Genomic DNA, 10771 nt, shown 5'->3' on the forward strand with positions numbered 1-10771 from the left:
TGGGTGGAATGGGAATTCTAGGCCCAGAGCATCAGCCGCAGCTCATAGGGATCGTGCATATCGGGGTGAAAGGGCAACAAGCGGATGGCCAGCCCCTGTAGGCCGCTGGCCTCGTAGCGAATCTGGCCGGAGAAGATGGCGCGATCCTCCATCGTCTCCACATGGGGCAAAGAGGTCGCCTGGCCGTTCTGGATCTGGCCGTTGTCGTCCACCGGCCCCTGGTAGGCCTGGACGATCACATCCTGCGGCTGCAGGGATCCCAGCCGCACCTCGACAGTCACCGTAAGGGGATCCCGGGCCATCACCACTTGGTCATCTTGCGCCGAGGGGAGGCCGGCGGCGGAAGCTTTCTTCGGGGTTTCAATCTGGACATTGAGGACCCGAATGTTGTACCAGTTCTCCTGCAAATGATTGCGCCAGCGGGTGAACTGGCGAGCCGACTCGAAATTGTCGCGGCGCATGCGGTCAAAGTAGTTGCTGAGGGGGATGTAGGCCCGCTCGGCATACTCCAGCACCATGCGCTGCGTGCTGAAGCGGGGGCAGTTGAGCCGAATCGCCTGCTTCATGCGCTGAATCCAGGCGTGGGGCAGGCCATCGCTGCCGCGCTGGTAAAAGAGAGGGGCAACCTCTTGTTCCAGCAGGTCGTAGAGGGCATTCGACTCCACCTCATCTTGGTAGGCGCGATCCTCGTATTCCTCGCCGCGGCCAATGGGCCAGCCGGTCTGGTAGTAATCGGCCTCATCCCACCAGCCATCCAAAATGCTCAGGTTCTGTCCACCGTTGGCCGCCGCCTTCATGCCGCTGGTGCCGCTGGCCTCGCGAGGGCGCAAGGGGTTGTTCAGCCACACATCCACGCCGGCCACCATCAGGCTGGTGATGTACATGTCGTAGTCCTCGATGAAAACTAAGTGCTGGCGAAACTCCGGCTGGCGCGACACCTGCACGATCTGGCGGATCAACTCTTTGCCGGCTGTATCGCGGGGGTGGGCCTTGCCGGCAAAGATAAACTGCATCGGGTACTGGGGATGGTTGAGCAAGGCCTTGAGCCGTTCCAGGTTGTGGAGCAAGAGGGTGGCCCGCTTGTAGGTGGCAAAGCGGCGGGCAAAGCCAATGGTGAGCACCTCTGGGTTGAGGGCCTCGGAGGCTCGCTGAATCTCCACTGCCGAGGCGGCCCGCTTTTGCAGTTGTTCCACCAGGCGCTCGCGGGTGAAGGTGATCAAGCGGGAGCGGCTGCGCTCGTGGGCCCGCCACAGTTCCCCATCCGGGATCCGATCCACCTTTTGCCAAAGAGGATCGGTGGGGGGAGCCTCCGCCCAATCCGGCCCCAGGTAGCGATCGTAGAGGGCTTGGTTCTCTTCCCCCACCCAGGTGCGGACATGCACCCCGTTGGTGATGGAGGTAATCGGCACCTCCTCCAGCGGGATCCCGGGCCATAGCCGGCTGAACATCTTGCGCGAGACCGCCCCGTGCAGCTTGCTGACGCCGTTGACAAACGAGGCCATGTTGATGGCCAGCACCGCCATGCTGAAGGGGGACTGGAAGTCGCCGGTGTTTTCGCGGCCCAGGGCCAAAAAGCGCTCCCGGCTCAGGCCCATCTGGCTGTAGTAGAAGCCGAGGTAGTAGTCGATTTTGTCCGGCGGGAAGAGGTCGATCCCGGCGGGTACCGGCGTGTGGGTGGTAAACATCTGGCTGGACTTGGCCACCTGCCAAGCCTCTTCAAAGCTCAGCCCCTGCTCCAGCATCAACAGGCGGATGCGCTCCACGGCCAAAAAAGCCGAGTGCCCCTCGTTCATGTGGTAGACGGTGGGATGGATGCCAAGGGCGCGCAAAGCCCGCACGCCGCCGATGCCCAGCATGATCTCCTGGTGGATGCGCACGTCCTGGTCGCCGCCGTACAGCTCATCGGTGATGTCTTGGTCGTACTGGCTGTTGGGCTCGATGTTGGTGTCCAAAAGATACAGAGGCACCCGCCCCACCATCGCCTTCCAGATGCGGGCAAACACCTTGCGCTTGGGGTAGTCCACCTCAATGCGAATCTCGCGGCCCTCCGCATCCCGCTGCAGCTCCAGGGGCATGTTGAAGAAATCGTTCACAGGGTAGCGCTCCTGCTGCCAGCCGTCGGGGTTGAGGTACTGGCGAAAATATCCCTTTTGGTAGAGCAGGCCCACCCCCACCAGCGGCAGGCCCAGGTCGCTGGCCGCCTTGAGGTGATCCCCGGCCAAAACCCCCAGGCCCCCTGAGTAGATGGGCAGACAATCGGCCAGACCAAACTCGGCTGAAAAATAGGCGTAGCACTCCCCTTCCACCGCTTGGGCCGAGCGATACTTGCGGTACCAGGTGTCTTCCTGCAGGTAGCTCTGGAGCTGTTGGCTGGCCCGTTCCAACTGGGCCAAAAAGCCGGGATCCTCCGCCAGCTCGTCCAGCCGCTCCTGCCGCATCTGCCCCAGCAAAGCCACCGGGTTGTGGCCACAGGCATCCCAGAGATCCGGATCCATGCGCTGGAACAGGCTGCGGGTTTCCACGTTCCAACTAAAATGCAGGTTATAGGCCAGCAAGCGCAGACTTTCCAGAGCAGCCGGCAGGTAGGGAGTAACCTTAAACGTGCGTAACGGCTTCATAGTTAGGACGCGTGCAGGTCGCCACTGCCAAGCTACCCTGACCTCGGCGGGAGAGCACAGTTTTTTACAGCTTCTTTCGAGTTGAAGGCCGGGATCCTGCCTAGGTACCACCTGCCGCTTCCAGGGAACCAAGGCATAGCGCATTCCTTGTTACATATGGATCTAACTGCACCCCTGGCCGACACCATTGCTGCCATTGCCACTGCTGTGGTGCCCGAGCAGGGCAGCATTGGCATTGTACGCCTTTCCGGCTCGCGGGCTTTGGCCATTGCCCAGGCCATCTTTACCCCCGCTCGCCGCAACGCCACCTGGGAGAGCCATCGCCTCCTCTACGGCTGGATCCACGATGAGAAGGGCCAGCGGTTGGATGAGGCCCTAGCTGTCTGGATGCAGGCCCCCCGCTCCTACACCCATGAGGACGTGGTGGAGCTGCACTGCCACGGCGGCATCATGGTGGTTCAGTCCACGCTGCAGCAGTGCCTGCGCCAGGGAGCACGGCTGGCGCAGCCGGGGGAGTTCAGCCTGCGGGCTTTCTTGAACGGACGCATCGACCTCACCCAGGCCGAAAGTGTGGCCGATCTGGTGGCGGCTCGCTCCCCGCAGGCAGCCCAGATGGCGCTGGCGGGGCTGCAGGGCAAATTGGGACAGTCCATCCGCGCCCTGCGCCAGGAGCTGCTGGGCTTATTGGCCGAGATCGAGGCGCGCATCGACTTTGAAGAGGATCTGCCCCCTCTGGATGTTCCCGCTTGGCAGGCCCGGCTGCAAGCCATCCAGGCCCAGATGCAGGCCCTGCTGGCCACCGCCGAGCGGGGGCAACTGCTGCGCACCGGGGTGAAAGTGGCCATCGTCGGACGGCCCAATGTCGGCAAGTCCAGCCTGCTCAACGCCTGGTCGGGCCAGGATCGCGCCATCGTCACCGACCTGCCCGGCACCACCCGCGACGTGGTGGAATCCCAGTTGGTGGTGAGAGGGATCCCCGTCCAGCTTTTGGATACTGCCGGCATTCGCGCCACCGACGATCCAGTGGAACGGCTAGGGGTGGAGCGCTCCCAACGGCTGGCCCAGGCTGCCGATGTGCTGCTGCTGGTCATCGACGCCCAGGCCGGCTGGACGGATGCCGACGCCGCCATCTACGAGTCCATTCGCCACCGCCCTCTCATCTTGGTCATCAACAAAACCGACCTCGCCCCCCCTGACGGGATCCCCCTCCCCGCCGAGATTACCCACCGCGTCCCCGCCGTCGCCGCCCAAGGCCAAGGGATCCCGGAGCTGGAAGAGGCCCTGGAGCAGCTTGTCACCCAGGGACGGCCCCAGCCCAACCTGGAGGTGAGCCTTAACCAGCGCCAGGCCGCCGCCCTCCGCCAGGCCCAAGCCAGCCTGGAACAGGTAGTTCAGGCTATGCAGGCGCAGCTCCCCCTCGATTTCTGGAGCATCGACCTGCGCGACGCCCTGCACGCCCTTGGCCAGATCACCGGCGAGGAGATCTCCGAAGCGGTGCTGGATCAGATCTTCAGCCGCTTCTGCATCGGCAAGTAAGTGCTCACTAACTCATACTCATTCTGAGTTTGTGTTAGTATGGGCTGAGTTGGGGATCCTCACAGCGGATCCCGGATAATGGAGACACAACTTAGGAGGTTGGCTATGGTTACCGCCGCAAAAACCCGTCTCTACCCCACCCAGATCGACTTGCCGGCCGAGGCCCGCGCGCAACTGGTGGAGTTGCTCAACCAGTCCTTGGCGGACACGCTGGATCTGAAAACCCAGGTGAAGCAGGCCCATTGGAACGTCAAAGGCATGAACTTCATCGCCCTGCACGAGATGTTTGACACCTTTGCCGGCACCCTGGAAAACTACGTAGACATGCTGGCGGAGCGGGTTACGGCTCTGGGGGGCATTGCCCGCGGTACCGCTCGCATCGTCGCCCAAACCTCGAACTTGCCCGAATACGACCTAACGGCTGAGGAGGGGCGGACTCACCTGCAGGCTTTGGCGGCCCGCTACGGCCAGTATGCGGCTGCTGTCCGCCGCAACATCGACCGCACCACCGAACTGGGGGATGCCGACACCGCCGACCTGTTTACCGAGATCTCCCGCCAGATCGACAAAGATCTTTGGTTCATCGAGGCTCACCTGCAGGCGTAACGTCGGCAAGCCAAATCTGGATAGGCAAGTGGAGTAGGCAAAAATGGGCGTCAACGCTCCCCTCCTGTACCTGGTGGCTTTGGCCGGTATCCTCAGCGTGGCAGGCTACTTCGTCCTGCGTGAGGTGCTGCGGGTGCGGGCCCAGGAAAAAGTCATCCGGCAGCTCCAGCCTCGCCTGAGCAAAGGCAAGGGATCCCCACAGGAGCACTACGAGTTGGGCAGCGTCTATCTGCAAAAGCGTCTCTACGACCAGGCCATCGTCCAGCTTAAAAAAGCTCTAGAGGTGGCTGGGGAGAACATTCCCCCCGTCTGCAACGCCCTCGGTTTTGCCTACTTCAGCCAGGGGCAATACGACCTGGCCATCCGCTACTACAAAGATGCAGTGGCAGCGGATCCCGGCTATGTGACCGCTTGGAACAACCTGGCCCATGCCTATGAGAAGAAAAATCTCTATGGCCCAAGCCTGGAAGCTTACGAAACTGCCCTGAAGTTGGATCCCCAAAATGCCATTGCCAAGCGCCGCTCGGATTCTCTGCGCAAACGCTTGTAGCCCAGCTCCTGGGGATTCCCTCTGCAATTCCATCCGCAGAAATACTCTTGACTGAGGCACAGTTGTTCAGATGGGTTGGGCTTAAAAGCTCATCATGCCTCTATAAGCCTTTCCTTATCCTCTCAAAAGAAGATTGAAATATGGAAATCTTGAGCACACATGTAAGATCCGGTATCGTGTTGCCGGGGCTGGTATTATGTCTTAAAAACGAGAGGCCATTTCATGGATTCGCAATCGGTAGCACCTGTGGTTCTGGTAATCCTGGACGGCTGGGGTTATCGGGACGCTCTCGATGGCAACGCGGTGCTGGCTGCCCAAACCCCTGTCCTGGATAGCCTTTGGGCTGCCTATCCCCATGCTCTGCTGCAAGCCTCAGGTCGAGCTGTGGGCCTGCCGGCAGGACAGATGGGCAACTCTGAAGTCGGGCATCTGACGTTGGGGGCAGGGCGGGTGGTACCGCAAGAATTGGTGCGTATCAGCGACGCCATCGAGACGGGATCCCTCTTCCAGGAGCCCCTCTTGCTGGAGGTGTGTTGCCAACTCAAAGAGCGAGGGGGCCGTTTTCATTTCATCGGCCTCTGCTCCGAAGGCGGGGTTCACTCCCACATCGACCATCTCTATGGCTTGCTTAAGTTGGCGACCCAGGCTGGGATCCCGGCCTATGTCCACGCCATCACCGATGGCCGCGATACCTTGCCTCGCGACGGGGCCAGGGTTCTGGCCGCCCTGGAAAAAGAGCTGCAACGGCTGGGCAATGGCGTCATCGCCACCCTGAGTGGCCGCTACTACGCCATGGATCGGGATCGCCGTTGGGAGCGTACCCAGAAGGCCTACGAGATCCTGACGGAAGACGGCCCTGGCTGTGGCCGCAGCGCTGCTGAGGTCATGGAAGACTTTTACGCCCAGGATGTTACCGACGAGTTCATTCCCCCCACTCGCTTGGCTCCGGGGGCGGTGCAGCCGGGAGATGCAGTCATCTTCTTCAACTTCCGACCGGATCGCGCCCGCCAGCTCACCCAAGCCTTCGTCTGCCCTGACTTTTCCGGTTTCCAGCGCCGTCTGATTCCGGATCTCACCTTTATCACCATGACGCAGTACGATCCAACCTTGCCGGTGCAGGTGCTCTTTAAGCCCCAGAACCTGGATCACCTGCTGGGCCAAGTGGTGAGCGAGGCCGGCCTCAAGCAGTTGCGCATTGCCGAGACGGAAAAGTACGCCCACGTCACCTACTTCTTCAACGGCGGCATCGAGCAGCCCTTTCCCGGCGAAGATCGCATCTTGGTGCCAAGCCCGCTGGTGGCCACCTACGACCAGATGCCGGAGATGTCGGCGGTGGAGGTGACCGACAAGGCTATCGAAGCTATCGCCCGCCGCGAATACAGCCTCGTGGTGCTCAACTATGCCAATCCCGACATGGTGGGCCACACCGGCAACTTCGAGGCCACCGTGCGGGCGCTGGAGACGGTGGATCGCTGCCTGGGCCGTCTGCTGGCGGCGGTGGTGGATGCGGGGGGTACCACCTTAATCTTGGCGGATCACGGCAACGCCGAGCTGATGTGGGACGAGCAGGGCAACCCTTGGACCGCCCACACCACCAACCCCGTCCCCTGCATCCTGGTGGAGGGGGAAAAGCGCAAAATCCCCAGTCGCGGCGGCAACGTCAAGCTGCGCTCCGACGGCACCCTGGCCGACGTGGCCCCCACCCTTCTGGAGATCTTAGGTCTGCCTCAACCTGCCGAGATGACAGGGCGCTCGCTCTTGCAGCCGGCAGAATACACCATCCTGCAGCGGCAACCCAGCCCAGTGGGGCGCTGAGACCGGGAATTGCTCACTCGGCCACTGGGATCCCAGCCTGGGCCAGCCAAGCTCTCAGCTCTTCCCAGTTGCGGTAGAGGGCCAAAACCTGCGAGCGCTCAGGGTGATAGGGGGCGCTCAGGCGCTCCAACTGCAAAAAGCGAGCCTGGGGAGGGATCACCGCCACTTCCGGATCGGGGGGTGTGGGCCGGCGCAGGGAGCTGCTGTAGCCGCGGTAGATCAGCACCAAATCAACTTCCCCCTCGCTTTCTACCTCCACCCGCAGCACCTCCTGGGGGTGAGCCTGGCTGTAGCGCTCCAAGGCCAGCGGCCAGGGCAAAGCACTCATGCCAGCTCCCCCTTGTCTGCACCGGGCCGCAGCCGCCAGACAAAGTAAACGCTATAGAGCAGGTAGGCCACCAAGCCCCACGCCCCCACGCTCCCCAGCAGCTCCGGCGGCACATTGGGATGGAAAATCTCTCGAAACCCCAGCGGCGGCTCAAGCCAAGCTCGACACTCCGCCGATAGAGAAGCCCGGAAGGCGCAGGGCACGAAGGCCCCCGAAAAGAGGATCCCGGCCCCCATGTAACCGGTTACAGCCCACCGCCAGAGCAAAAAAGCTCGTGCCGCCCAGCTTCTCGACTGCCTGAGAGCAGTGCTCCAATCTCGCCAGAACCACAGGCAGACCGGGATCAAGAGCCGCGCCATCGCCCCGCTCAAGAAGCTGATGGGCAGGCCACCAATCATCAAATACACCGTCACCGCCAAGAGGCTGGACACCCGCCAGTAAACGATCAAGAGCTGAATCAGAGGACGTAACCCCACCGCAAAAGCCCAAATTAGGAGAGCCAACGGCAGCACCACCGTCAGCGCCACGGCCAAGCTGTAGTCCACCCAGATCGCCTTGACCAGCCAACTCACGGGGATCATCCTCGCCCTTTCTTCTCACTGCCCCATAGTATATAGAGCGGCAGGGTCGGCGGGATCCACCTCAAAACAACAGGAGGTAACAGAATATTGCAGCTTCTCGGCCACCTTAGGCAAAACTTTACATCCGAGGGCTTTCAGAAAGTTTTCCATTTTTGCCGTTGCCGATCCGCGAAGGTGGTAGATTCTTAGAGGAACATCTCCGTCTGTCGAAGGGCTAGTCGTCTTTCGAGGCGATGATTGTAAGGTTCCATCCCGTCCTGGCCCGGCCCAACTCGTTAAGTATTGTTACTTAGTCGTGTTATTTTGGGTTAAGGCCAGATCCTCAGAGGTGGTGACCTCATTCCCATGGCACGTTCTTCCCGACTTCTCTCCCACAGTCCTGCCCGTTGGAAGGCGACCCCGTGGAAGCCCAAGCCTTTGCCTCCCCTAGAGGAGGCGCCGCCTCCGTCCCAGCAGGAGGAGGATTTAGGCTGCCAGAGTGCGTCGCAGCCGTCGCTTGCTCCGGGCGAAGCGGGTTCGGGGGAGAAGGCGACAATGGCTGGCAGGAGCTATGAAGCGCTGCAGCTATGGCTGGTGGTGGTTACCTTGGGCGTGAGTCTGGCCATCGCTGTGGGAGTGGCCCTGGTCTACTCCCCAGGGGTGGCGGCCAACTACTTGCTCGGAGCAATCGTTGGCGTAGTCTATCTGCGCATGCTGGGCCGTGGTGTTGCGGAGCTGGGCAAAAGTCGCAGCCGGCTGGGCGTGACGCGCTTGGCTCTGTTTGTCGGGCTGATCGTCCTGGCCACTCAGGTGAAGTCTTTACAGATTTTGCCTATTTTTTTGGGGTTCATGACCTACAAGGTCGCCCTGCTCATTCATCTTGTCCAGACGCTGACTCGTTTATCCTCTTCTGCGTGATGCCCATGAACCTGTTCTTCTCCTCTCCTCCTCTTCTAGCAGAACTTGAGGTCGGCCATCACCTCTATTGGCACCTGGGCAAATTCACCGTTCACGGGCAGGTTTTGATTGCCAGTTGGATCGCCATCGCCCTGATCTTGGCCGTGGTGCTGTTGGGGACTCGTCAACTGCAGCGGGAGCCGGCTGGCCTGCAAAACTTCGTTGAGTATGCCCTGGAATTTGTGCAAAGCATTGCCCGCGCCCAGATTGGCGAGCGCAACTTCCGGCCCTGGGTGCCCTATGTTGGCACCTTGTTCTTGTTCATCTTTGTCTCCAACTGGATGGGCAACCTCTTCCCTTGGAAGTTGATTCCCCTGCCGGAAGGAGAGCTGGCCTCTCCCACCAACGACATCAACACCACCGCCGGCTTGGCGCTGCTCACCAGCGTCATGTATTTTGTAGCCGGTATTAGCAAGCGAGGGCTGTCCTACTTTAAAAAGTACATCGAGCCCACGCCGGTTCTGTTGCCCATCAACGTCCTGGAAGATTTCACCAAACCTCTCTCGCTGAGCTTCCGTCTGTTCGGCAACATCTTGGCAGAGGAGCTGGTGATCGCGGTGTTGGTGTTGCTGGTGCCGTTGTTGATCCCGGTGCCGGTGATGATCCTGTTCCTGTTTACAGGGGCCATTCAGGCTTTGATCTTCGCGACGCTCTCGGCAGCTTACATTGGAGAGGCGCTGGAAGGTCATGGGGGTGGGGATCACCACGATTGACCCAGGAGTTGAGCCAGCCGCCGAGTTCAGGGCCCAGCTCTCAAAACCTCTCCAATGGGTCGTTGCAAGGGATCCCTTCTCTGGTAAGGTTTGTTGGGGCCGAGAGGCCGCCGACAAAGAGGCGATCGGTTAAATATCAAGCCAGATCACCTCGACGCTCAAAGCGCTGTTGCGTTCGTGTCAACCCTCTGTTTTGTACTGACAAGGAGCATCTCACTATGGATCCGTTAACCTCTGCTGCTTCTGTTTTGTCTGCCGCTCTGGCAATTGGCCTGGGATCCCTGGGCCCGGGGCTGGGCCAGGGGAATGCTGCCGCCGCCGCTATGGAAGGGCTGGCCCGTCAGCCGGAAGCAGAAGATAAAATCCGCGGCAACCTGCTGGTCAGCCTGGCCTTCATGGAAGCGTTGACCATCTACGGCTTGGTGGTGGCACTGGTACTTTTGTTTGCCAACCCCTTCGCCTAATGCCTCTGGGGGCGGCCCAGGCCGAGAGCTGGGGTCTTGCCCCCCTTCCCTGCTCGATCTCAGATCCTGTTTCTGTTGGTGCGGCCTCATGATTTGTTCAACTTTGTTGGCCGTCGAAGCTGCCGAGAAAAATGGCCTCTTCGATCTGGATGCCACCTTGCCCATCATTGCCGTCCAATTTCTGCTGCTGGTGGCCGTGCTCAACTCCCTTTTCTACGAGCCGGTTACTCGGGTCATCGACAGCCGCAACGACTACATCCGCACCACCCAGGCGGAGGCCCAGGAGCGGTTGGACAAGGCGATGGCTCTGACCCGCCAGTACGAGGCTGAGATCGGCAAGGCCCGCCTACAGGCGCAGCAGGTGATCGCCGAGGCGGAAGCGGCTGCAGCCCGCATCCGTGCGGAGAAGCTGGCGGCAGCCCAGACGGAGATCCAAGCCAAGCTGGAGGCGGCGCGGCGGCAAGTTGAGCAGGAAAAGCAGACGGCGCTCGAACAACTGCAGCAGCAAGTGGATGCCATTGCCGCCCAGATCACCGAGAAGCTGTTGGGCAGCGCCCGTTAAGTGGCCGGTTGAACATTCCTTGGGAGTAGCGCGTGATGCTGGTGTGGAGCCTGATGCCCGCT

At 61.0% G+C, this 10771-nt stretch carries 11 protein-coding genes; 8 read left to right on the forward strand and 3 right to left on the reverse strand.

What is annotated here, in order from left to right:
- Window positions 1–17 precede the first annotated feature (17 nt).
- A complete protein-coding gene (gene glgP / locus NW857_RS06555; protein WP_414333046.1) occupies window positions 18–2618 on the reverse strand; it encodes an alpha-glucan family phosphorylase in 2601 nt (866 codons plus the stop codon).
- 156 nt (window positions 2619–2774) lie between these two features.
- Between glgP and mnmE the strand changes: the two genes are divergently transcribed.
- The 4 genes from mnmE to gpmI all read left to right on the forward strand — a co-directional run bounded on the left by mnmE (window position 2775) and on the right by gpmI (window position 7125).
- Entirely contained in the window at window positions 2775–4154 is a 1380-nt protein-coding gene (mnmE, locus tag NW857_RS06560; RefSeq protein ID WP_414333048.1) for a tRNA uridine-5-carboxymethylaminomethyl(34) synthesis GTPase MnmE, read from the forward strand.
- 105 nt (window positions 4155–4259) lie between these two features.
- The gene (gene dps, locus NW857_RS06565; protein WP_414337237.1) at window positions 4260–4760 is read left to right on the forward strand and encodes a DNA starvation/stationary phase protection protein Dps; all 501 of its coding nucleotides are present in this window, start codon (window positions 4260–4262) and stop codon (window positions 4758–4760) included.
- A gap of 43 nt (window positions 4761–4803) precedes the next feature.
- The gene (locus NW857_RS06570; RefSeq protein ID WP_414333052.1) at window positions 4804–5310 is read left to right on the forward strand and encodes a tetratricopeptide repeat protein; all 507 of its coding nucleotides are present in this window, start codon (window positions 4804–4806) and stop codon (window positions 5308–5310) included.
- Window positions 5311–5532: 222 nt separating this feature from the next.
- On the forward strand, window positions 5533–7125 hold the full coding sequence (gpmI, locus tag NW857_RS06575) for a 2,3-bisphosphoglycerate-independent phosphoglycerate mutase (RefSeq protein ID WP_414337238.1): 1593 nt from the start codon (window positions 5533–5535) through the stop codon (window positions 7123–7125).
- Between the two features lie 13 nt (window positions 7126–7138).
- Here gpmI and NW857_RS06580 read toward each other — a convergent pair whose 3' ends face one another.
- Entirely contained in the window at window positions 7139–7453 is a 315-nt protein-coding gene (locus tag NW857_RS06580; protein ID WP_414333055.1) for a hypothetical protein, read from the reverse strand.
- Window positions 7450–8034 (reverse strand): DUF3177 family protein, encoded by a 585-nt coding sequence (locus NW857_RS06585; RefSeq protein ID WP_414333057.1) that lies wholly within the window; start codon window positions 8032–8034, stop codon window positions 7450–7452. The genes NW857_RS06580 and NW857_RS06585 overlap by 4 nt, the downstream gene beginning before the upstream one ends.
- A gap of 534 nt (window positions 8035–8568) precedes the next feature.
- Between NW857_RS06585 and NW857_RS06590 the strand changes: the two genes are divergently transcribed.
- The 4 genes from NW857_RS06590 to NW857_RS06605 all read left to right on the forward strand — a co-directional run bounded on the left by NW857_RS06590 (window position 8569) and on the right by NW857_RS06605 (window position 10709).
- Window positions 8569–8931, forward strand: coding sequence for a hypothetical protein (locus NW857_RS06590; RefSeq protein ID WP_414333058.1), 363 nt, complete (start codon window positions 8569–8571; stop codon window positions 8929–8931).
- A gap of 5 nt (window positions 8932–8936) precedes the next feature.
- Window positions 8937–9683, forward strand: coding sequence for a F0F1 ATP synthase subunit A (atpB, locus tag NW857_RS06595; protein WP_414347865.1), 747 nt, complete (start codon window positions 8937–8939; stop codon window positions 9681–9683).
- Window positions 9684–9901: 218 nt separating this feature from the next.
- Entirely contained in the window at window positions 9902–10147 is a 246-nt protein-coding gene (atpE, locus tag NW857_RS06600) for an ATP synthase F0 subunit C (RefSeq protein ID WP_011430931.1), read from the forward strand.
- An 88-nt stretch (window positions 10148–10235) separates the two neighbouring features.
- The gene (locus NW857_RS06605) at window positions 10236–10709 is read left to right on the forward strand and encodes a F0F1 ATP synthase subunit B' (RefSeq protein ID WP_414333062.1); all 474 of its coding nucleotides are present in this window, start codon (window positions 10236–10238) and stop codon (window positions 10707–10709) included.
- The last annotated feature ends 62 nt before the right edge of the window (window positions 10710–10771 follow it).

The sequence above is a fragment of the Synechococcus sp. H55.9 genome (assembly GCF_047462355.1).
Lineage (GTDB): Bacteria > Cyanobacteriota > Cyanobacteriia > Thermostichales > Thermostichaceae > Thermostichus.

Excerpts from the sequence above, each read along its gene's own strand:
- glgP (WP_414333046.1), bottom strand. The coding sequence starts at position 2,618 with ATGAAGCCGTTACGCACGTTTAAGGTTACTCCCTACCTGCCGGCTGCT.
- mnmE (WP_414333048.1), top strand. The coding sequence starts at position 2,775 with ATGGATCTAACTGCACCCCTGGCCGACACCATTGCTGCCATTGCCACT.
- dps (WP_414337237.1), top strand. The coding sequence starts at position 4,260 with ATGGTTACCGCCGCAAAAACCCGTCTCTACCCCACCCAGATCGACTTG.
- NW857_RS06570 (WP_414333052.1), top strand. The coding sequence starts at position 4,804 with ATGGGCGTCAACGCTCCCCTCCTGTACCTGGTGGCTTTGGCCGGTATC.
- gpmI (WP_414337238.1), top strand. The coding sequence starts at position 5,533 with ATGGATTCGCAATCGGTAGCACCTGTGGTTCTGGTAATCCTGGACGGC.
- NW857_RS06580 (WP_414333055.1), bottom strand. The coding sequence starts at position 7,453 with ATGAGTGCTTTGCCCTGGCCGCTGGCCTTGGAGCGCTACAGCCAGGCT.
- NW857_RS06585 (WP_414333057.1), bottom strand. The coding sequence starts at position 8,034 with ATGATCCCCGTGAGTTGGCTGGTCAAGGCGATCTGGGTGGACTACAGC.
- NW857_RS06590 (WP_414333058.1), top strand. The coding sequence starts at position 8,569 with ATGGCTGGCAGGAGCTATGAAGCGCTGCAGCTATGGCTGGTGGTGGTT.
- atpB (WP_414347865.1), top strand. The coding sequence starts at position 8,937 with ATGAACCTGTTCTTCTCCTCTCCTCCTCTTCTAGCAGAACTTGAGGTC.
- atpE (WP_011430931.1), top strand. The coding sequence starts at position 9,902 with ATGGATCCGTTAACCTCTGCTGCTTCTGTTTTGTCTGCCGCTCTGGCA.
- NW857_RS06605 (WP_414333062.1), top strand. The coding sequence starts at position 10,236 with ATGATTTGTTCAACTTTGTTGGCCGTCGAAGCTGCCGAGAAAAATGGC.